The 20,632-nt window shown below is 39.8% G+C and carries 23 protein-coding genes; 21 read left to right on the forward strand and 2 right to left on the reverse strand.

Going from position 1 to position 20,632, the window contains the following annotated elements:
- Positions 1 to 10 precede the first annotated feature (10 nt).
- Genes PL11_RS08765 through recN form a run of 9 tightly spaced genes read left to right on the forward strand, consistent with a single transcriptional unit; the run spans position 11 to position 7,272 of the window.
- On the forward strand, positions 11 to 463 hold the full coding sequence (locus PL11_RS08765) for an Asp23/Gls24 family envelope stress response protein (RefSeq protein WP_035167255.1): 453 nt from the start codon (positions 11 to 13) through the stop codon (positions 461 to 463).
- Positions 453 to 866: a transcription antitermination factor NusB gene (gene nusB, locus PL11_RS08770; RefSeq protein ID WP_035167253.1), complete on the forward strand. Its 414-nt coding sequence runs from the start codon at positions 453 to 455 to the stop codon at positions 864 to 866. The genes PL11_RS08765 and nusB overlap by 11 nt, the downstream gene beginning before the upstream one ends.
- A 59-nt stretch (positions 867 to 925) precedes the next feature.
- Positions 926 to 1,789: a bifunctional 5,10-methylenetetrahydrofolate dehydrogenase/5,10-methenyltetrahydrofolate cyclohydrolase gene (locus tag PL11_RS08775; RefSeq protein ID WP_035167252.1), complete on the forward strand. Its 864-nt coding sequence runs from the start codon at positions 926 to 928 to the stop codon at positions 1,787 to 1,789.
- Positions 1,782 to 3,131: an exodeoxyribonuclease VII large subunit gene (xseA, locus tag PL11_RS08780; protein ID WP_035167250.1), complete on the forward strand. Its 1,350-nt coding sequence runs from the start codon at positions 1,782 to 1,784 to the stop codon at positions 3,129 to 3,131. The genes PL11_RS08775 and xseA overlap by 8 nt, the downstream gene beginning before the upstream one ends.
- 1 nt (position 3,132) lies before the next feature.
- Complete coding sequence (locus PL11_RS08785; RefSeq protein WP_035167248.1) at positions 3,133 to 3,381, forward strand: exodeoxyribonuclease VII small subunit; 249 nt, start codon at positions 3,133 to 3,135, stop codon at positions 3,379 to 3,381.
- Positions 3,368 to 4,258 carry a polyprenyl synthetase family protein gene (locus PL11_RS08790; protein ID WP_035167246.1) on the forward strand — a complete coding sequence of 297 codons (891 nt, stop codon included), beginning with the start codon at positions 3,368 to 3,370 and terminating at the stop codon, positions 4,256 to 4,258. The genes PL11_RS08785 and PL11_RS08790 overlap by 14 nt, the downstream gene beginning before the upstream one ends.
- Entirely contained in the window at positions 4,258 to 5,073 is an 816-nt protein-coding gene (locus tag PL11_RS08795; RefSeq protein WP_035167244.1) for a TlyA family RNA methyltransferase, read from the forward strand. The genes PL11_RS08790 and PL11_RS08795 overlap by 1 nt, the downstream gene beginning before the upstream one ends.
- A gap of 15 nt (positions 5,074 to 5,088) precedes the next feature.
- On the forward strand, positions 5,089 to 5,547 hold the full coding sequence (locus tag PL11_RS08800; protein WP_035167243.1) for an arginine repressor: 459 nt from the start codon (positions 5,089 to 5,091) through the stop codon (positions 5,545 to 5,547).
- A 15-nt stretch (positions 5,548 to 5,562) separates the two neighbouring features.
- Positions 5,563 to 7,272: a DNA repair protein RecN gene (gene recN, locus PL11_RS08805; RefSeq protein ID WP_035167242.1), complete on the forward strand. Its 1,710-nt coding sequence runs from the start codon at positions 5,563 to 5,565 to the stop codon at positions 7,270 to 7,272.
- Between the two features lie 62 nt (positions 7,273 to 7,334).
- Here the strand turns inward: recN and PL11_RS08810 are convergent, their stop codons facing one another.
- Positions 7,335 to 7,643: a hypothetical protein gene (locus PL11_RS08810; protein ID WP_035167238.1), complete on the reverse strand. Its 309-nt coding sequence runs from the start codon at positions 7,641 to 7,643 to the stop codon at positions 7,335 to 7,337.
- Positions 7,644 to 7,796: 153 nt separating this feature from the next.
- Between PL11_RS08810 and gmk the strand changes: the two genes are divergently transcribed.
- The 11 genes from gmk to PL11_RS08865 all read left to right on the forward strand — a co-directional run bounded on the left by gmk (position 7,797) and on the right by PL11_RS08865 (position 19,717).
- The gene (gene gmk / locus PL11_RS08815; protein WP_035167237.1) at positions 7,797 to 8,411 is read left to right on the forward strand and encodes a guanylate kinase; all 615 of its coding nucleotides are present in this window, start codon (positions 7,797 to 7,799) and stop codon (positions 8,409 to 8,411) included.
- Position 8,412: 1 nt separating this feature from the next.
- A complete protein-coding gene (rpoZ, locus tag PL11_RS08820; RefSeq protein WP_035167235.1) occupies positions 8,413 to 8,625 on the forward strand; it encodes a DNA-directed RNA polymerase subunit omega in 213 nt (70 codons plus the stop codon).
- Between the two features lie 95 nt (positions 8,626 to 8,720).
- The gene (gene coaBC / locus PL11_RS08825) at positions 8,721 to 9,920 is read left to right on the forward strand and encodes a bifunctional phosphopantothenoylcysteine decarboxylase/phosphopantothenate--cysteine ligase CoaBC (protein ID WP_035167234.1); all 1,200 of its coding nucleotides are present in this window, start codon (positions 8,721 to 8,723) and stop codon (positions 9,918 to 9,920) included.
- Positions 9,921 to 9,934: 14 nt separating this feature from the next.
- Positions 9,935 to 12,328, forward strand: coding sequence for a primosomal protein N' (gene priA / locus PL11_RS08830; RefSeq protein ID WP_035167233.1), 2,394 nt, complete (start codon positions 9,935 to 9,937; stop codon positions 12,326 to 12,328).
- A gap of 11 nt (positions 12,329 to 12,339) precedes the next feature.
- A complete protein-coding gene (fmt, locus tag PL11_RS08835; RefSeq protein WP_035167231.1) occupies positions 12,340 to 13,284 on the forward strand; it encodes a methionyl-tRNA formyltransferase in 945 nt (314 codons plus the stop codon).
- Positions 13,285 to 14,625, forward strand: a complete 1,341-nt coding sequence (rsmB, locus tag PL11_RS08840; RefSeq protein ID WP_035167230.1) for a 16S rRNA (cytosine(967)-C(5))-methyltransferase RsmB — start codon at positions 13,285 to 13,287, stop codon at positions 14,623 to 14,625.
- A gap of 14 nt (positions 14,626 to 14,639) precedes the next feature.
- A complete protein-coding gene (locus PL11_RS08845; protein WP_035167228.1) occupies positions 14,640 to 15,389 on the forward strand; it encodes a Stp1/IreP family PP2C-type Ser/Thr phosphatase in 750 nt (249 codons plus the stop codon).
- Positions 15,382 to 17,442, forward strand: a complete 2,061-nt coding sequence (gene pknB, locus PL11_RS08850; protein ID WP_035167226.1) for a Stk1 family PASTA domain-containing Ser/Thr kinase — start codon at positions 15,382 to 15,384, stop codon at positions 17,440 to 17,442. Before PL11_RS08845 ends, pknB begins: the two co-directional genes overlap by 8 nt.
- A 71-nt stretch (positions 17,443 to 17,513) precedes the next feature.
- Positions 17,514 to 18,398 (forward strand): ribosome small subunit-dependent GTPase A, encoded by an 885-nt coding sequence (rsgA, locus tag PL11_RS08855; RefSeq protein ID WP_035167225.1) that lies wholly within the window; start codon positions 17,514 to 17,516, stop codon positions 18,396 to 18,398.
- A gap of 12 nt (positions 18,399 to 18,410) precedes the next feature.
- Positions 18,411 to 19,064, forward strand: coding sequence for a ribulose-phosphate 3-epimerase (gene rpe / locus PL11_RS08860; protein ID WP_035167223.1), 654 nt, complete (start codon positions 18,411 to 18,413; stop codon positions 19,062 to 19,064).
- Positions 19,061 to 19,717: a thiamine diphosphokinase gene (locus tag PL11_RS08865; RefSeq protein WP_035167221.1), complete on the forward strand. Its 657-nt coding sequence runs from the start codon at positions 19,061 to 19,063 to the stop codon at positions 19,715 to 19,717. Before rpe ends, PL11_RS08865 begins: the two co-directional genes overlap by 4 nt.
- Before the next feature lie 120 nt (positions 19,718 to 19,837).
- Here PL11_RS08865 and rpmB read toward each other — a convergent pair whose 3' ends face one another.
- Entirely contained in the window at positions 19,838 to 20,023 is a 186-nt protein-coding gene (gene rpmB / locus PL11_RS08870) for a 50S ribosomal protein L28 (RefSeq protein ID WP_035167220.1), read from the reverse strand.
- A 227-nt stretch (positions 20,024 to 20,250) separates the two neighbouring features.
- Between rpmB and PL11_RS08875 the strand changes: the two genes are divergently transcribed.
- Positions 20,251 to 20,610: an Asp23/Gls24 family envelope stress response protein gene (locus tag PL11_RS08875; protein WP_035167218.1), complete on the forward strand. Its 360-nt coding sequence runs from the start codon at positions 20,251 to 20,253 to the stop codon at positions 20,608 to 20,610.
- Positions 20,611 to 20,632: the final 22 nt, after the last annotated feature.

The following is a 20,632-nucleotide window of genomic DNA, read 5'->3' on the forward strand; positions in this document are numbered from 1 at the left end:
AGGCTATACAATGGCTGATGAAACCAACATTATTTTGCAAAGTGATGATCCTGAATTAGGTAACATCGAGATTGCACCTAATGTTCTTGAAATTATTGCTGGAGTTGCAACAACTGAGGTTGAAGGTGTTAACCGGATGCGCAGTTCAATTGCAACTAGCTTAAACGAATTGATTGGGCGTAAAAAGGAACATGGTAAGGGTGTTAAGCTTACTTACAATTCTGACCATGAATTAGTGGTTGATATTGACGTCTTTTTGAACTATGGAGTTTCTGTGCCTAAAGTTGCATTAGAAATTCAAAGCCAAGTCGAACAACAACTGTACTTCATGACTGAACTAGAAGTCTCAGAAGTAAATGTTCATGTACAGGGAGTAGTTCCTGAAAAAACTGAAAGTTCAGTTGATCCTAACAATCCGTTTGCTAATGATGACACAGAAAATGGTGAAGAAAGTGGAAATTAATCGTCACAAAATTCGGGAAATTGCGTTTCAAACGTTATTTGCCATGAATACCAACGCTAAGACTGATGTGAAGGACTTCTATGTCGTAATTACTGATGGTAAGTACGGAGAAGATGTGCCTGAATATTTGACTACGCTAGTTTCTGGGGTTGTTGAGCACAAAGAAGAATTGGATGCTTTAATCGAGAAAAACTTAACAAGCGGTTGGTCTATTACCAGAATTGCTAAGACTGATTTAATCATCATCGAAGTTGCTTTGTTTGAAATGAAATATGTAGATGACGTTCCGGCCAAAGTTGCAATCAACGAGGCCATTGAATTAGCTAAGAAATTCAGTGATGATCGATCAAGAAAATTTGTTAACGGGATTTTGTCACACGCCCACGAAGAACTGGTAAAATAGATTTACACACATGTAAATCTATTTTTTTGTACATAAAATTACTTGAGGAGTGGTTAATTTTGGCAACACTGATTGATGGTAAAGCTTTAGCAAAGAAAGTAAATGCCCAAACGGCAGAACGAGTTGCAAAGTTGAAAGCAGAGCATAATATTGTTCCTGGGCTGGTAGTAGTAATTGTTGGTGATGATCAAGCTAGTCAAAGATACGTTAGAAATAAACATAGAACAGCTCAAAAATTAGGTATTAATTCGTCAATTAAACAGTTGCCAAATAGCGTTTCTCAAGATGAATTATTAGAATTGATCAACGAATATAATGCGGATAGTTCGATTAATGGGATCTTAGTTCAAGATCCTCTACCCGACCAAATTGATGAAAAATTAGTTACTAGAACCATTTTGCCAGAAAAGGATGTTGATGGTTTTCATCCAGAAAACGTTGGTAAGCTGTTTTTAGCAGATACAACAGATTATCCAGTATCTTGTACTCCAAAGGGAATCATGACCATGTTTACAGAATATGGCATCGATTTAATGGGTAAAGATGCCGTCATGATTGGTAGAAGTTCAATTGTTGGGAAACCAATGGCTTCATTAATGTTGAATGAGGGTGCAAGCGTGACGGTAGTCCACCGGCATACTAAAGATGTGAAATTTTACACTAAAAACGCTGACGTAATTGTATCGGCAACAGGGCAATTGCATACACTTACCGCATCTGACATTAAGGAAGGTGCAGTGGTGATTGATGTTGGTCAAAATATGAATGAAGAAGGGCACCTTGTTGGTGATGTTGATTTTGATGAAGTTGAGAAAAAAGCATCATATATCACCCCTGTGCCTGGTGGTGTTGGTCCGATGACAATCGCCACTTTGATGCAACAAACAGTAGATTTGACTGAATGGAGTCTTATGAGTGAATAACGAGTATTTAACGGTATCCGCACTAACTCAATATATCAAGAAAAAATTTGACTATGATCCGTACCTATCTAAAGTGTACTTGACCGGTGAAATTTCAAATTTTCGATTACGCAAAAATGCTCACCAGTACTTTAGTTTGAAGGATGACAACGCAAAAATTAGTGCTATTATGTTCAAGTCTGCATTTAATAAGTTAAAGTTTACTCCCGAAGAAGGAATGAAGGTTCTGGTAGTTGGTCATATTTCAGTATATGAACCAACTGGGAGCTATCAAATTTATATCGAGCGAATGGAACCTGATGGTGTTGGTCAACTGTACCAAGCCTATGAGCAATTAAAGAAACGACTATCTGCCGAAGGATTGTTTACCAAAACCAAACGACCCTTAGTCAAGTTTCCAAAAAGAATTGCGGTGGTAACTTCACCTAGTGGGGCGGTCATCAGAGATATCATCACAACAGCCAGGCGGCGTTACCCGATAGCCCAAATTGTGTTGTTTCCAGCGTTAGTTCAAGGAACCGAAGCTAGTAACGACATAGTTAGACAGATCAACCGTGCTAATGAAATGGGTGATTTTGATACGCTAATCATCGGGCGTGGTGGTGGTTCAATTGAAGACTTGTGGCCATTTAATGAAGAAAATGTAGCTAGGGCTATCTCAACGAGTGAAATCCCAGTGATATCTTCCGTTGGCCACGAAACCGACACAACAATTGCCGATTTAGTTGCCGATGTGCGCGCTGCCACCCCAACGGCTGCAGCGGAATTGGCGGTGCCAAAGTTAGAACAGGTAATGTTGGATATCCGTAACAATCAAAACCGATTGATGAATGCAGTCTTCCAATTGATCAAACAAGCTAAGTTGAGGTTGCAAAAGTTAGAAGAATCAACGGTGTTTAAGTCGCCTCAAAGAATTTACGAGACTTACACGCAGCGAGTTGATTTACTAACCCAGCGACTAATAGCAAACAATAATCAAAATCTGAACCATCACCAAAGTGAATTTTCTGCGGTTGATAATCGATTAAAATTAGTTGCCCCAATTACTAAGATTGAAAGATACCAGCAATTAGCTGCTACTTATCAGATGCGCTTAGTCCAAGCACAAAAGCTTAAGTTAGGTGATAGTAGGAAACAATTTCAGCTGGCAGTTTCCTCGCTTGATCACTTAAGCCCACTTAAAATATTGGCAAGGGGTTACTCATATACAACCGATGCTGATGATCAATTAATTAGTAAAGTTGATTTAATTAATCAAGGTGATAATCTAACGGTTCATTTGAGTGATGGGTCAGTTGTCGCAACGGTAAACGAGATTATAAAAGATAAGCGAGAGGAATAAGATGGCAGATAACAAAACTTTTGAAGAAAAAATGCAAGAATTGGAGACCATCGTTTCCGAGCTGGAACAAGGTAACGTTCCACTGGAGGAATCCATGACTAAGTTCAAGGATGGCATGAAACTCAGTGAAGAGTTATCCAAAACACTAAGTAGTGCTGAAAAAACGATGGCTAAAATTGTTGACGATAGCGGAAAAGAATCTGAGTTTGAAAACCTAGGAGATAGTGCAACTAACAATGGCCAAGATTAAGCAATTTGAACAAGAATGGATTCCCAAAATCGACCACCTTCTAGATTCACAAATGAATTATGATGTGAGTCAACCCGAATTATTGGCCGCAATGAAGTATTCTGTTGACGCCGGAGGTAAGAGATTTAGACCGCTTTTAGGAATTGCTACAGTACTCACAGTTAATAAGCAAGTTGGTGCGGTACAGCTTAAGGCACTGAGCGCAATTGAACTGCTACACACGTATTCGCTGATTCATGATGATTTACCAGCGATGGATGATGATCCTATCAGACGGGGAAAGCCTTCAAACCATATTAAATTTGGCGACGCATTAGCAACGTTAGCCGGCGATGGGTTACAGGCACTTGCCTTTCAATGGGTAGTCGATAATCAACTCCCTAGTACCGTTAAAAGTGAACTAGCCTTAAAGTTAGCAATTGCGGCTGGGCCGGCGGGAATGGTTGCTGGTCAAGCAGATGATGTTTTGAACGAAAATCATGAACTATCGTACGATGCGTTAAAGAAATTGCATCGTAATAAGACTGGGGCGTTAATCCACTATGCAGTTGAGTCAGGCTTAATTGTTGGTGGGGTCAATGAAGCCGATAGAAAACCATTTTTAGAGTTTGCAGATGCGTTTGGTTTGGCATTCCAAATTTATGACGATATTTTGGATGTCATTAGCAACGAGAGAGAATTAGGCAAACCAGTTCATCAAGACAGCGGTAAAAATACTTACCCTAATTTATTTGGTCTAAGTAAATCAAAGGAAATTTTAGCAATTACCGTATCTAAAGCTATGGATGCGTTAGATTTGATTTCTGATGAGCAGGGGTTTGATACTAAGCTATTAAAAGAATTTTGTGGCTATTTTAAGATTGAGGAAATTGAGTAATGGAAAAACAACGCGTTGATATTTTACTAGTTGAACAGGGATTATTTGATACCAGGGAAAAAGCTAAACGGGCCGTGATGGCAGGAGAGATTCTTGGTAATAACGAAGAACGTTTAGATAAGCCAGGAGTGAAAATCCCAGTTGATACTGAATTGCACATTAAAGGCAAGCCAATGCCATACGTAAGTCGTGGTGGTTTAAAATTGGAAAAAGCCTTGAAGGTATTTGGTGTTAGCGTTCAGGACAAGGTGGTTCTGGACATTGGGAGTTCTACTGGCGGTTTTACCGATGTAATGCTTCAGAATGGAGCTAAATTAAGTTATGCCCTGGATGTTGGTAGTAATCAGTTAGTTTGGAAATTACGCCAGGATCCCCGTGTGGTGGTAATGGAACATACAAACTTCCGTTACAGCAAACTAGCTGATTTTACAGATGGCCAACCCGAATTCTCATCAATTGATGTTTCATTCATTTCATTAAAACTTATTTTGCCAACCTTAAAGGAAATAATTATTCCTAATGGCCAAGTGGTCGCACTGATTAAGCCACAATTTGAAGCCGGCAAGTCTAAAGTTGGGAAACACGGAATTGTTCGTGACCCAGCAGTGCATAAAGAGGTTTTGAATTCCGCGTTAAAATTTGCGGTCGAAAGCGGCTACGAAGTTGAAAATCTTGATTTTTCGCCAATTAAAGGTGGTTCTGGGAATATCGAATTTCTAGTTTTGCTCAAGTCGGTTGATGAACCAAGAATTTTACCGAATGTATCGATTGAAAAAGTTATTGAAAACGCTTATTCTGAGTTAAAGAAGGACTAGACCCAGGAGGTTATTATGAGAAAAAAGGAAAGACAAAGAATCATTCGCAGGCTGTTATCAACCAATGATTTAGAAACTCAAGAAGATTTTGTAAAGATACTGTCTAATCAAAATATCTGGGTTACCCAGGCAACGATTTCTCGTGATATTAAAGAAATGCAGTTAGTTAAGGTGCCATCCCCAAATGGTGGATATCGCTATAGCCTACCGACTCAGAAGAATGTTGATACAGAAAAAAAGTTAGTTCAATCGATTCAAGACTCGTTTGTGTCTATTGATACGCAAGACAAGCTAGTATTTATGAAGGTTTTGCCAGGTAGTGGACCAATCATTTCTAGTTTGTTGTACCAACTGAAGAACGATGACGTATTTGGTACGCTTGGTGATGATAATACTGTACTGGTCATCTGTGTTTCAGATTCTGCCGCAGAAGCATTTAAAAACCGTGTTAACGAAATGCTTAAGGGTATCTAGTAAGAAGGATGATCTATGCTATTAGAATTATCGATAACTGACTTTGCAATAATTGAGCACTTAGATGTGGACTTTCAATCAGGGATGACGGTTTTAACCGGAGAAACTGGTGCTGGAAAGTCCATTATTATTGATGCAGTTTCATTGTTGGCAGGCTCCCGAGGTTCAAAAGATTTTATCCGAACTGGGGCCAAAAAGGCGATTATTTCTGGTAATTTTGTACTTGATGAAAGAAACCCTACATATGGTGTTTTGGATGAACTTGAAATTGAACATGATGATGGCAGTGTGGTAATTGAACGTGAGCTATTTGAAAACGGTCGCAATAGTTGTCGGGTTAATGGCAGGATGGTCAATATTTCCACACTACGCAGAATTGGCGAGACCATCGTGGATATTCAAGGCCAAAACGATCATCAAGAGTTAATGAATCCGGATCGGCATATTTTCTTGTTGGATGAATTTGGCGAAGACAAGTTAACTAACCTGCTTGAAAAGTATCATGCTGAGTACTCGACTTATTTGAAGCTTAAAGCGATAAATGATAAGAAAAACCAAAATGAAAAAGAGTGGGCGCAGCGACTAGACATGTTGAAATTTCAAATCAACGAAATCGATGCTGCCAACTTGGTTGCCGGTGAAGAGGAAGATTTGGTTGCTCAACGAGATAGATTGAACAACTTTCAACGAATTCATGATGCGTTAGTGACAAGCTACGAGAGTCTTAACAGTGATGAAAGTAGTGCCCTTGATGGGGTTGGAACCGCTATGAGTTCTATGCAGTCTGTAGAAGACCTTGATCCAGATTTTAAACAAATTTCTGAAGATGTTTCTGGAGCATTTTATTCATTGCAAGATGCGGTTAGTTTGTTGTCAGACCAAATTAGTAATCTCGAGTTTAATCAGGATACTTTAGATGAGGTTGAGCAACGACTGAATCTCATCAGCCAGTTAGAAAAGAAGTACGGTGATACTGTCAATCAAATCCTTGAGTATCGTGAGAGCATCAGCGATGAACTTGATCAAATGCAGGGGAATGCGGCTGAGGATGACGATTTAGCTGATCGACTAGAAAAATCTAAACAAATGCTAATAAAACTTGCAAAACAAATTTCTGATAAGCGCAAGGTAATTGCTAAAAGTCTTGAGCTTGGAGTTCAAAAACAGCTGGCAGATTTATTTATGGAAAAGGCGGTTTTTGAGGTCAACATTACAGATGCAACTTCACTGACAAGAACAGGGATGGATAACGTGGAATTCTTTATCCAAACCAATCCGGGTGAAAAGATGTTGCCATTGGTTAAATCCGCTTCAGGCGGTGAGTTATCGCGAATTATGCTAGCTTTGAAGACGATATTTGCCAAAGCAGCAGGAGTTACTTCAATTATCTTTGATGAAGTAGATACTGGGGTATCAGGCCGGGTTGCACAAGCAATTGCCAATAAAATCTATACAATTTCAACCAAGTCTCAAGTTTTATGTATTACGCATTTACCACAGGTCGCCGCAATGAGTGACCAACACTACTTTATTTCTAAGCAAACATCTGAAAATCGGACGATGACTCACTTACAAGAACTAAGTTCTAAAGATCGGATTGGAGAATTATCGAGGATGCTCGCGGGAACCGAAGTTACTAAAATCACTACTGAGCATGCTGATGAGCTCCTTAAGCTGGCAAGTCACGAACGAGATGTAATTCGTAAAGAATTGAAGAAAAAATAAGACGATATTCGGATTGCAATTGAGCAATTGAATATCGTCTTTATTATGAATTGTATGCGTAGTTAGTTGAATCTTTGGATTGATTGTAGTTCGCCTAGGTAAAAGATTTTGGTTAAATTACCTGTCATATCCTTGATTAGGAGTCTGTCGTCGGAAAGTTTGGTTAATGAACCGGAAATACTGATGGTTTCGCTATTGAAAGCGACAGTTACGCGAAAGTTTTGGCAAATAGCTTGATCAGCGAAGTATTGGAGCTGACGCATGGGCATCTGGCCTAGATTTCTGTGATTAGGAAGAATTTTCAAAAATCTTTGATAGTTTTGTTTAACTGTGTTGGTGATTTCGGTTAGATAGGATTGTCTGTTTTGCATTTTAATCACTCCGAACGTTTGTTTGTGTCTTAATTATACGAACAAGCGTTCTAAATTGCAACCCTAATTCTCACTTTATTTTTCGCCCTTGCCAAAAGTGACAAATTGCGTGATAATTATGGGTATTATTAAAAAAGGTGAAGGGATCTTTCAATGACTAAAAGAGGAATGTTAATCGTGCTGTCTGGACCATCTGGTGTTGGTAAGGGGACTGTTCGTAAAGCATTATTTAATGAACCTGACGTTGATTTTGAGTATTCAACTTCAATGACAACCAGAAAACCACGCGATGGTGAAAAAGACGGTGTGGATTATTTCTTTGTTTCAAAGGAACAATTTGAAGATAATATCCAAAATGGGGAGATGCTAGAGTACGCCAAGTACGTTGACAATTACTACGGCACCCCATTAAAATATGTTAACGAAACTTTGGAATCCGGCAAGGATGTCTTCTTAGAAATTGAAGTCAATGGTGCAATGCAGGTTCGAGCTAATTGTCCCGACGCTGTCTTTGTATTTTTAACCCCACCAGATTTAATGGAATTGAAGCACCGTTTGATTGGTCGTGGAACTGACAAAATGGAAGTTATCGACAAACGAATCAAAACAGCAGCTTCTGAAATAAGAATGATGCGTAACTATGATTACGCTGTGTTAAACGACGAAGTTTCTCAAGCAGTCGATAGAATTAAATCAATTATTCGCAGTGAGAGACTTAAAGTTACTCGTGTGATGCCAGACTATGAATCCATGTTAGGAGATTTTTAATATGTTACTTTACCCATCTGTTGATAAATTATTAGAAAAAATTGATTCTCGTTACTCATTGATTGCATTAGCAAGCAAGCGAGCTCATGAACTTGATGCCGGTGCAAAGCCATTGCTTAATGAATACAAATCACAAAAATCTGTTGGTAAGGCGCTTGAAGAAATTGAAGCAGGATTACTAAAGATCGACGAAAATAATAAAGATTTTGACTAAAGTGCTGTAAACCGGGAATTTAAAAGTTCTCGGTTTATTTTATTTGTTAGACCTTTGGTACAATTAAACTGATAATAAATTTGGTGGTGAGACTAGTGTTTTCAAATAAACAAGTAACTTTAATCGTTACTGGAAGCATTGCAGTATACAAATCACTGACTTTGGTCAGAGAATTAATTAAAAATAACAATCGGGTCAGGGTGGTGATGACCACAGCAGCAACAAAATTTGTCACTCCGCTTGCTTTTCAGACATTAAGTAAGCAGCGGGTAATCGTTGACGAATTTCAGGATTACGATGTCGATAAAGTTCTTCACATCGACATTGCAGATAGCACTGATTTGACCATTGTTGCTCCTGCGAGTGCCAACATCATTGGCAAACTTGCTAATGGAATCGGTGACGATGCCGCTAGCACAGTTTTATTGGCCAATCACGCACCGCTTTTTGTGGTGCCAACCATGAACACTAATATGCTGGAAAATCCGGCAAACGCAAGAAATTTGCGTACGTTGGCTGCTGATGGTATTCACGTAATGGATTCGGCAACCGGCTTTTTGGCAGAGGGCTATTCTGGAAAAGGTAGAATGCCGGAACCCACTGAAATTTTGCAATGGGTTTCTAACACCATCGACCAATCACAAGTCCTTAAGGGCAGAAAAATTATTGTTACTGCCGGGGGAACTCGAGAACCAATTGACCCGGTTCGTTACATTACTAATCATTCTTCAGGAAAAATGGGGTTTGCAATTGCTAAGGCTGCTGCCGATGCAGGTGCAGAAGTTACATTGATTGCTGCAAACACTAGCCTCCCCCATTTCGATGGAGTGTCAGTTATTTCAGTAGTGACTGCCCGTGAAATGGCTGCTGAGGTTACAAAACGTTTTGCGGAGGCAGACGGTTTAATTATGTCAGCAGCGATTGCTGACTTTAGACCTGAAACCGTTGCTGACCATAAAATTAAAAAGGTTGCTGATGAAGACAAAATGACCTTAACGATGGTTAAAAACCCCGATATCGTCAAAAGTATCGGTAAAGTCAAACGAGCTGATCAATTCGTAGTTGGGTTTGCTGCAGAAACAAATGATTTAATGGCAAACGCGAATAAAAAAATTACATCTAAAAACCTTGACTTGATTGTTGCTAATGACGTTGGCAACAAAAAGATCGGTTTTAATTCTGACCAGAATCAGGTAACGCTTATTTGGCCAAATGGCGAAACTAAGAAAACTAGTGTTGAAACTAAATCAAAGGTTGCTGAAGAGTTAATCAAAATTATTGCAGAATTTAAATAATTGGAGGGACCAGTTTGCAAGTTGCGAAGGTTATTGTTGATGTTCCTAGTCGACAAACAAATATTCCATTTTCATATTTAATCCCCGATAACCTTAGCGATTCAGTGACCGTGGGAATGAGAGTCCAGGTTCCGTTTGGTAGACGAAAAATTACTGGATTTGTTGTCGAGCTATCTGATCATTCAGATTTTGACGGTAAGCTAAAGCCAATTGAGGCACTGATTGATTTGACACCGGTTATTAATCCGGAATTAATGGATTTGGCAGTCAAAATGAGTCAAACGACCTATTCATTTTTAATCAGTTGTTTACAAACGATGCTCCCCGGTGGAATGCGGACATCCTTTGCCAAGCGAATCACTGCAAAAAGTGAGCAAGTTGTTAAAGAAAATGATTGGCTGTTCCAAGGAAAATCTTCGGTTGAAATTAATCCGTCAACGACAGCAGAGAGCACCACTAAAAAGTTGCTTGATTTAAATAAAAGTGACGAAATAGTGGTGGATTACGTATTAAAACGTAATTCCAGTGCAATCGAAGTTTTGGGTATCAAGGCAACAATGACACCTGAACAGTTAGACAAGCAGCGTGGCCTGATTCGGGCCAACGCTACAAGTCAGCATAAATTACTCAATGTATTGAGTGAACAGAATAACGCAAAACTCTTACAATCGGATTTAGTTAAATCTGGAATTTCAGCATCTGCAATTAAGTCGGCCATTGATAAGGGCTGGGCTAAGCAAATCAAGATTCATCAAAATCGAAATCCATTTATGCAACCCGTTAAGCAAACTTCTGCATTAAAGTTAAACGTTGCTCAACAAAATGCAGTTGATAAGGTTAGTTTATCCATTGATGAAAGGGATGCTACGCGGTTCTTATTGGAGGGAGTTACCGGATCAGGTAAGACGGAAGTCTATCTGCAATCAATGGCACATGCTCTTGAACAAGGACGAACTGCATTAATGTTAGTTCCCGAAATCACCTTGACCCCGCAAATCGTTAACCGAATTCGTTCTCGCTTTGGTGACCAAGTGGCAATGTTACATAGTGCGATGTCCAATGGCGAGCGGTTTGATGAATGGCAACGAATTAATCGGGGTAAGGCGAAGGTTGTAGTTGGTGTTCGTTCGGCGATTTTTGCCCCGATTAAAAATCTTGGGGTAATTATTGTGGACGAAGAGCATGATTCGAGCTACAAGCAAAGCGATAATCCACGATATCAGACCAGAGAAGTAGCGAAATTTCGGGCGGACTATAATCACTGCCCAGTTGTGTTCGGTAGTGCCACGCCTTCGCTTGAATCGCGGGCGAGAGCACAAAAAGGGGTATATCAATTATTGAGTCTACCTAAGCGAATAAATGACCAAGTGTTACCCAAGGTAGATGTGGTTGATATGCGACAGGAACTAAAGAACTCTGGGTCATTATTATCTGCACCGCTTCAAGAAAAAATTACTGAGAAGCTGTCTCGACACGAACAAATTATCTTAATGCTAAATCGCCGTGGGTATGCTTCGTTTTTGATGTGTCGAGATTGTGGCTACGTTCCTCAATGTCCTAATTGTGATATCTCGTTAACGGTTCACAAAAATAGTCATTCACTGCAATGCCATTACTGCGGCCATCAAGAGCCAATTCCCACTGAATGCCCTATGTGCCACAGCAAACGAATTCGTAACTTTGGTTATGGCAGTGAACAACTGGAAGAACAGGTTAAGGAGTTATTTCCCGATGCAAGAACGTTACGAATGGATGTTGACACTACCAGAAAAAAGGGATCACACGAACGAATTATTGATGCCTTCGCAAATCACGAAGCTGATATCCTGCTAGGAACTCAGATGATTGCTAAGGGACTTGATTTTCCAGATGTCACCTTGGTAGGAGTATTGAACTCAGATTCTGCCTTACAGTTTCCTGATTTTCGTTCAAGTGAACGAACTTTTGAACTGCTGACACAAGTGGCTGGGAGAGCTGGAAGAGCCGATAAGGTTGGAGAAGTTGTGATTCAGACTTATAACCCTAATCATTATGCAATCAAGTTTGCAAAAACTCAGGACTACGAAGGCTTCTACCAAAAGGAAATGGGAATTCGTAGACTTGGAAAGTACCCACCGTTTTACTACACGATTAAAATAACGGGTAATTCGAAAAACGAAAACACGGTGATGACCAGAATGGTAGCCCTGACTAGCTACTTAAAAGAGCACCTTTCCTCAAAAGCAATAGTGTTGGGACCAACCCCCAAAATGATTACGCGGGTCAATAACCAATACTATTATCAGATCATCATTAAGTACCGATTTGAAGATCAACTTCAATCGGCATTAAATAGAATTTTAAATGATTCACAAAAATTAAAGGACGTTCAGTTATCAATTGATAACGAACCTCTCGATTTTATGTAGGAGGAACTAATTTGACATCAATAGTATTTATGGGAACACCCCATTTTTCAGTACCAATTTTAAAGGGCTTGGTGACAAACGGTTATGACGTTAAGTATGCTGTGACCCAACCAGACCGTCCCGTTGGTAGAAAACATGTTTTGAAAAAGACGCCGGTCCGGGAGGCGGCCGAAGAACTTTCAATCCCAGTCTTGGCTCCTGCAAAGCTTTCTGGCAGCGACGAAATGTCAACAATAATTGAAACCAATCCGGATTTAATTATTACTGCAGCTTATGGTCAGTTCTTACCAACTAAGTTATTGGCCGCAGCAAAGGTTGCGGCGGTCAATGTGCACGGTTCGCTGTTACCCAAGTATCGTGGCGGCGCCCCGGTTCAATATTCAATTATGAATGGTGATAAACAAACTGGAATTACCATTTTGTACATGGTCAAAAAAATGGATGCTGGGGATATTTTATCGCAAAAGGCAATCGATATTGAAAACGACGATGACACTGAGACTATGTTCGCTAAACTTAGCATTGTCGGAAGAGACTTGCTTTTGGATACGTTGCCTAAAGTAATTAGTGGAGAAATCAAACCAATTCCTCAAGTTGAAGAAGAAGTGGTGTTTAGCCCTAACATTAAACCTGAAGAAGAGGTGCTTGATTTTTCCAAGAGCGCATTCCTGGTTGATGCAAAGGTTCGGGCACTGCGACCTGATCCCGTAGCATATACAGAACTTAACGGCAAACGCACTAAAATTTGGCGGTCTAAAGTTGTTGATGCGACTACAGAACTGGCACCAGGAACAGTGGTGTTGAAGAGCAAACATGAATTACAACTTGCTGCTGGGGATGGTACAGTAATTTCAATTATTGAACTTCAACCCGCAGGTAAACCAAAGCAAAAGATAACTGACTACTTAAACGGTGCTGGACAAAGCATCAAGGAAGGCCAAAAGGTGATTGACTAGATGAAGACTGTATCAAATAATCCACGTGAGTTAGCAATGCAAACGTTGGTACTCACGGCAAAGGGAGCATATTCAAACCTCCAGATCAATTCAGTACTGGAAAAGACAACTATGGGGGTAGAGGACAGGGCACTTTACACCAACATAGTTTATGGAGTATTGCAACACATGCTGACCTTTGAATACCAACTAGCACCATTTTTAAAAAACGCTGACGAGACCGAAGACTGGGTTAAAGAGCTTTTGTATACAGCAATTTATCAATTAGAGTATCTTGATCGGGTGCCTAAACGGGCAATATTTGACGAAACTATCAAGATTGCTAAAAAAAATGGTCACGACGGAATTCGGCGAATGGTAACTGGAATTCTTCATTCCATTGACCGTAAAGGTTTGGCAGACCCTAAAAAAATCAAAAATCGGTCTGAAAGACTCTCAATTGAAACCAGTGTGCCAGTGTGGATCGTTAAGATTTTAACTGAACAACTTGAAGGTCCGAAAGCTGAGTCAATTTTACGTTCGATCAATCATCCAGCTAAACAGTCCGTTAGGATCAATCAAGCCTCTGGGATGTCTAAAGAAGAAATCGTATCAAAATTAGAATCGGAAGGCTTTGAAGTTTTCGACAGTGAAGTTGCAGCTAATGGTCTTGTCTTGCAGAAAAAGCTGGCAATCAATAGCGAGTTGTTTGCTGATGGGACAATTACAATTCAGGATGAAAGTGCTATGCTACCGGTAGAATCAATGTCAATTGCTGGTGATGATCAAGTACTTGATGCATGTAGTGCCCCTGGTGGCAAGACTACGCAAATTGCCGAAGAGTTAACAACGGGGATGGTAACTGCCCTAGATATCCATGATAAAAAGTTACGCGTTGTTCGGAGAAATGCCGAAAGAATGAACTTAGCCGATAAGGTGACAACTGTGCCCCTTGATGCTAGGAAAGTCGATGAAAAGTTTGCTGACGAACAGTTTGCCGAGATTTTAGTTGATGCCCCTTGCTCAGGATTAGGCCTGATCAGAAGAAAACCAGAGATTAGGTATTCAAAAACTTTGGCGGACTCAGAAAAGTTGAGTGGCATCCAAAAGCAAATTTTGGATGCAGTTGCTCCCAAGGTCAAAGTTGGTGGAACAATCACTTACAGTACTTGCACAATTTTGAATCAAGAAAATCAGGATGTTGTTTCTGAGTTTTTAGACGCCCATCCTAACTTTTCCCTAGAAACAGTTTCCACACAACTTGACTTATCTGCTAATATTAAAGACAAATTATTAAAAATATATCCTGATGACTATAATTCAGACGGATTTTTCGTAAGTACTTTACGAAGAGATAAATAACGGAGTTGATTTAATTGAAAATCGCCTATAATTCGTCAATCGGTAAGGTCCGCGAGAAGAACGAGGACGCGGTTGGAACATTTAAAAATAAACAAAATGTGATTTTAGCACTGATTTCAGATGGGATTGGTGGTAATAAAGCGGGAGAAGTGGCTTCTCAGCTAGTTGTTTCTAATTTAGGAAATAGCTTTGAGAAAACTGACTTTAACTCGATTGAAGAATCACAAAAATGGTTGGACTTGAAGCTGAGTGAGGTCAATGATGCGATTTTAGTAGAGTCTAATTCAGATACTCACCTAAAAGGAATGGGGACTACCTTTGTTGCGGCCTTGATTTCAGGCATTGATGGATTTATTGCTAACATTGGTGATAGTCGGGGATACCTCTTTTCCAACAATCAACTCCAGCAAGTCTCAGAAGATCATTCATACGTTAATGAATTAATAAAATCAGGCGATTTAACCCCAGCTGAAGCTAGAAACAATCCATATAAAAATATCATTACCAAAAGTTTGGGGATCAATGACGCTTCAACAGCTGATTACATGGCATTTAAACTTAAAAATCAGGATCAAATTTTGTTATGCAGTGATGGGTTGACCAATATGGTTGAGGACTGTGACATTGCCAACGTGTTGGCTGAACAGATATCAGTTAAAGAGAAGTGTGAAAAATTAATCTCAATGGCTAATGAAAATGGTGGTTTGGACAACATATCCGTGTTAGTCATGAGTTATGAATCGGAAGGTGATTCCGATGAATAAGGGTTACGTCTTAAATGGTCGTTACGAAATCATTGCTCGTTTGGGTGAAGGTGGAATGGCTGACGTTTACTTGGCCAAAGACTTAATTTTAAATCGGCAAGTTGCGGTTAAACTGCTGCGATTAGATTTTAGGGATAACCCGCGGGCAAAGGAACGCTTTCAAAATGAGGCACTTGCTGTTACCCAACTAAACAATCCGCATATTGTTGGAGTTTATGATGTTGACGAAGTCGATGGAATGCAGTACATCGTCATGGAAAACGTTGAGGGTGAGGATTTAAAAGATTACATTCGCGATCATTCGCCTATTCCTTATCCGACAGTTGTCGACATTATGGAACAGATTTGTAGTGCTGTTGGTGAGGCACATAGACACAATATAATTCACCGTGACTTAAAGCCGCAAAACATTCTGGTTAACAATAATGGTTACGTTAAGATTACTGATTTTGGTATTTCTCGGGCGGCTACTGAAGACACTATGACCCAGACTCGCTCAATAATTGGTTCGATTCATTATTTATCTCCTGAGCAAATAAAGGGCATGGTAGCCACTAAGCAGTCTGATGTGTACTCCCTTGGAATCATTCTTTATGAAATGCTTACAGGGAAAGTTCCGTTTGATGGAGAAACCGCCGTTTCAATTGCAATGAAACATTCTCAGGAGTCAATTCCGTTTGTAAAGGATACTAATCCGAGAATTCCCCAACCACTTGAAAATGCAGTTTTAAAGGCCACTGCCAAGAATCCCACTGATCGATACTTAACCGTGGATGACCTTGCAGATGACTTAAAAACGTCGTTGTCTGTCAACAGATTAACAGAACCTCGTTTTGTTCCTAGTGAAGACAATAGTGAGACAGATGGTAAAACTAGGGTGATGCCATTCTCGCCGTTGGCCGATACTAATTTAGCCAAAGCTAACGAAGACAAACAAGAGGAATCTGAACCTGAGGAACACCAGCGAGAAGAAAAGCCACGAAGAAAGCATCACAAGCGTCGCTGGATAATTTTGGGAATTGTTTTGTTACTTCTGATTGGATTAGGAACACTAATTGCGACAGCTAATGGTAGTACCCATGTCCCTCAAGTGTCTGGATTGACTGAAACTGATGCAAAAGAGAAAATTACCGATGCTAAGCTCAAGGTTGGTAAGGTTCGGTACAAAAACAGTTATTCAGTAGACAAAAATCGGGTAATTAGTTCTGATCCCGATGAAGGCCAAAAAGTGGATAAGCAGTCTAAAGTTGACTTGGTGATTAGTTCTGGAATCAGAATGGTTCGTTTGGATAATTATGTTGGCCAGTCATTTAATTCGGTATCGGCTAAGCTGAAAAATGAAGGATTTAAAATCAAGCGTAGAAACGCTCCTTCTAGCACTTTTGGACCAGGCAAAATTTTGCAACAAGGATTTAAGGCTGGGACCAGTGCAGATCCTAATAAAAAGACTTTGTCGTTCGTGGTCTCAACAGGGATTAAAGAGATTACCCTGAAAGATTTAACAGGGATGACTAAGGAACAAGTTGTCGATTACTCGAATACGGCTGAAATCAATCCAACCTTTGAGTACGCCTATTCAAATGACACCCCCAAAGGAAAGGTCATCCGTCAAGCTCCAGTTGCTGGTGAGAGAATTCAGCAAGGTGGTAGTTTAATGGTCTACATCTCTCGTGGGAAGAAGACTTCTAACGAAATTAAAAGCTTTAATGTTCGGGTAACGATTCCATATCACGAGAACCCATCCTCAGTCACGGATCAGAGTGATAGTAGTAATAGTTCAGAGACAAGTTCTACATTAGGAACAGCTCCCGTAACTAACAGCTCATCCTTGGAGGAAAGCTCATCAGATGACTCTCAGGAAAATGTAATTTTAATTTACCTAAAAGATCATGATCACGACTACACGCATGTTTATAAACAGATGGTGATTCAGCGTGATACGACTGTCCTATTACCGTTCAAGTTGACTAAAGATGAAATTGGTAAATACAAAATTGTTCGTGATGGCAAGACGATTCTTAGAGATAACAACATCACTTACGAAATGCATTAGCGGAAGTTAATGCAAAATCTAATCACTTCTCTTATAATAAAAGGGAAGTGATTTTTTATTGAGGTGGTTAATTGACAAAGGGTAAAATTTATCAATCATTAAGTGGGTTCTACGATATTTTGTCCTCTGAGGATGGAAAGATTTATCGAACTAGAGCCCGTGGAAATTTCAGAAAGCGTGGGCTTACTCCAATTGTTGGGGATGAGGTTGAGTTTGAGGATGGATATATCCTCAGCTTACTTCCCAGAACTAATTCATTGGTACGTCCCCCGATTGCTAACATTGATCAGGCAATCGTTACTACTGCTACAACGCAACCGGAATTTTCGAGTAACCTTTTAGATCGGCAATTGTTAGCGCTTGAGGTTGCAGGAATTGATTCTGTAATTTACTTTACAAAGACCGATTTGCTTCCTGACGGTGAAATTGAAAAATTCGAGCGGGTTGCCGACGGATACCGAAAGATTGGTTATGAAGTTATTCTGCCGAAACAGGCGTTTTCAGCTGATTCACTATCAGAGGTATCAAGACTACTTGCGGGCAAAGAAAACGTCATTATGGGGCAAACAGGGGCGGGTAAGTCTACGTTGCTGAACCACATTACTCCTGAGCTACAATTAGAAACGGGCGAGATATCAGCGGCATTGAATCGTGGTAAGCACACAACCAGAAAAGTGGCGTTACTGAAAGTAGGCGACGGCTTAGTTGCAGATACACCAGGATTTTCGTCATATGATCCCATCCAGTTGGATGCGCGTGATTTGGGTAAATATTTCCCCGAGTTTAAGCGGGCGTCGGTAAAATGTCGGTTTAGGGGATGCGTCCACGTTAATGAGCCTGACTGCGAAGTAAAAAGTGAGGTAGAGTCTGGTGAAATAATGCACAGTCGCTACGACAATTACTTGCAGATATACACTGAAATTAAAAATCGCAAACCAAATTATAAAACAAAGTGAGGAAACATTATTATGATCAAAGTTGCACCTTCAATCTTAGCTGCAGATTACTTAAATCTTCAAAGAGACATTGAAACTGTTGAAAAGGGTGGCGCAGAGTACCTTCACATCGATATTATGGATGGGGCTTTTGTTCCTGCAATTTCATACGGCCCGGGCTGGGTAAAACAAATCAGACCAATTTCAAAGATGGTTTTGGACGTTCATCTTATGGTGCAAAATCCAGAACGTTACGTTGATGAATTTGCGGATGCTGGTGCTGACATTATCGGAGTTCAGGTTGAAGCAACCCAGCACATTCACAGAGTATTGCAAATGATTAATAACAAGGGTGTTGGCGCTGAAGTTGTCATTAATCCCGGTACTCCCGTTTCCGCAATTGAACCAGTGCTTCACATGGTCAAACAAGTGTTAGTTATGACTGTTAACCCCGGCTTTGGAGGCCAAAAGTTTCTTCCAGAAACAGTTGATAAGATTGCTGAATTGGATGCAATTAAAAAAGCTAAGGGTTACGATTTTGACATTGAAATTGATGGTGGGGTAAACAACGAGACAGTTGTTGAAGCTGCTAAAGCGGGTGCAACTGTTGCAGTTGCTGGTTCATATGTATTCGGTGCAGATGATCCCGTTGCTAAAGTAAACGCAATCAAGGAAGCTACAAAATGAAAAGAATAAATCTGTTGGTCGGCGGTCCCACAGATTTATGGCCAGATGAATTGGTTAATGGTCAAGTTCCTGGCAGCTTTATTGGGATCGACCGTGGAAACCTGCATTTGATTAATATGGGAATTGATCCAATCGTTGCGATTGGAGATTTTGATTCACTTCAGAAATCCGAGTTTGACCTAGTTAAAGACCATGTTAATGATATTCGCCAATCAATTCCGGAAAAAGACGATACAGATACCCAATTGGGCGTAAAAGTTGCCTTAGAAGAACAAAACGCGGATGAATTAGTGATTTATGGAGCAACTGGAGGCAGACTGGACCATTTTTTAGCCAACCTGTGGATGGTTCTTGAACCTCGGTTTAAGCAATTTGCTCCAAAAATTAAAATGGTTGATCGTCAAAATATAATTACTTTCTTTCTTCCTGGGAAATATTCAATTGTTAAGGAAGATTCCAAAAAGTACTTAGCCTTTGTATGTCTAACGCCGATGAATTCTTTGAGTTTATATGATGAAAAGTACCAACTAAAGGATCGTAAAATCAATCAGCCTACTTCGTGGGCAAGCAATGAATTCATGGGTAAAGAAGCCTCATTTGAGTTCGATAGTGGGGTTATGTGCGTCATTCAGAGTGCTGATTTAAAGAAATAGTGTTAGAATCGTGGAATGCCTGTTGTAGGTAAATCACGATTTTTTTATTTTTGGGTACAAAAAAACACCACTAGCAAGTTGCTAGTGGTGTTAAAATGTTATCAGGATGCTCGGTTTAAACTAAACGCGAGTAACTTTACCTGATTTAAGAGTTCTTGCAGAAACCCAAACTTTCTTAGGCTTGCCATCAACTAAGATGCGAACTTTTTGCAAATTTGGCTTCCAGCTACGACGGCTAGAATTCAAAGCGTGTGAACGCTTGTTACCAAAGTGAGTACGTTTACCACTGAAAAAATCTTTTGCCATGGTTAACAAATCCCCTTTCTCATCGGTTTAATATTTACATTCTGTTTTGTTCCACCTTAGTAATTTATCATAGTTACCCTGACATTGCAATACTTTTCTTTCAAGTGAATTTACTTGACAGTTAATTATTATAGATTGGCGGTTTACTTTGGTTTTTTGCTTGATTGTGGTAACATTAACTATCGTTAATGGTAGTTACACATTATTTTTCAAGGAGGCTGTAACTAATGGCCGTAAAGATTAAGACAAAATTTGGAACAGTTGATATTGATAACGATGTTATTGCCAACGTTGTTGGTGGTACTGCAACTGATAACTATGGAGTTGTCGGAATGGCAAGTCGCAATCAATTTCGAGATAACGTCAACGACATTCTCAAAAAAGAAAACTTTTTTAAGGGTGTTGAGGTTAAACAAGTTGATAATCAAATTACCGTAGATGTTTATATCGTGGTAAGTTATGGTACCAAAATTTCTGAAGTTTCTAAAAGTGTTCAATCTAAGGTCAAGTATAACTTACAACATATGCTTGGCGTTACTGCAAATTCGGTCAACGTAATCGTTCAAGGGGTTCAAATTACAAACTAACGATCGATTTTGCTTAGGGAGG

This window comes from Lentilactobacillus curieae, assembly GCF_000785105.2.
Taxonomy (GTDB): domain Bacteria; phylum Bacillota; class Bacilli; order Lactobacillales; family Lactobacillaceae; genus Lentilactobacillus; species Lentilactobacillus curieae.

Bases quoted from the DNA above. Each gene is read 5' to 3' on its own strand.
- PL11_RS08865 (WP_035167221.1), top strand. From the start codon at position 19,061: ATGAAAAGAATAAATCTGTTGGTCGGCGGTCCCACAGATTTATGGCCA.
- gmk (WP_035167237.1), top strand. From the start codon at position 7,797: ATGACTAAAAGAGGAATGTTAATCGTGCTGTCTGGACCATCTGGTGTT.
- PL11_RS08800 (WP_035167243.1), top strand. From the start codon at position 5,089: ATGAGAAAAAAGGAAAGACAAAGAATCATTCGCAGGCTGTTATCAACC.
- rpe (WP_035167223.1), top strand. From the start codon at position 18,411: ATGATCAAAGTTGCACCTTCAATCTTAGCTGCAGATTACTTAAATCTT.
- PL11_RS08875 (WP_035167218.1), top strand. From the start codon at position 20,251: ATGGCCGTAAAGATTAAGACAAAATTTGGAACAGTTGATATTGATAAC.
- recN (WP_035167242.1), top strand. From the start codon at position 5,563: ATGCTATTAGAATTATCGATAACTGACTTTGCAATAATTGAGCACTTA.
- rpmB (WP_035167220.1), bottom strand. From the start codon at position 20,023: ATGGCAAAAGATTTTTTCAGTGGTAAACGTACTCACTTTGGTAACAAG.
- PL11_RS08765 (WP_035167255.1), top strand. From the start codon at position 11: ATGGCTGATGAAACCAACATTATTTTGCAAAGTGATGATCCTGAATTA.
- PL11_RS08785 (WP_035167248.1), top strand. From the start codon at position 3,133: ATGGCAGATAACAAAACTTTTGAAGAAAAAATGCAAGAATTGGAGACC.
- PL11_RS08795 (WP_035167244.1), top strand. From the start codon at position 4,258: ATGGAAAAACAACGCGTTGATATTTTACTAGTTGAACAGGGATTATTT.
- PL11_RS08810 (WP_035167238.1), bottom strand. From the start codon at position 7,643: ATGCAAAACAGACAATCCTATCTAACCGAAATCACCAACACAGTTAAA.
- rpoZ (WP_035167235.1), top strand. From the start codon at position 8,413: ATGTTACTTTACCCATCTGTTGATAAATTATTAGAAAAAATTGATTCT.
- pknB (WP_035167226.1), top strand. From the start codon at position 15,382: ATGAATAAGGGTTACGTCTTAAATGGTCGTTACGAAATCATTGCTCGT.
- PL11_RS08790 (WP_035167246.1), top strand. From the start codon at position 3,368: ATGGCCAAGATTAAGCAATTTGAACAAGAATGGATTCCCAAAATCGAC.
- rsmB (WP_035167230.1), top strand. From the start codon at position 13,285: ATGAAGACTGTATCAAATAATCCACGTGAGTTAGCAATGCAAACGTTG.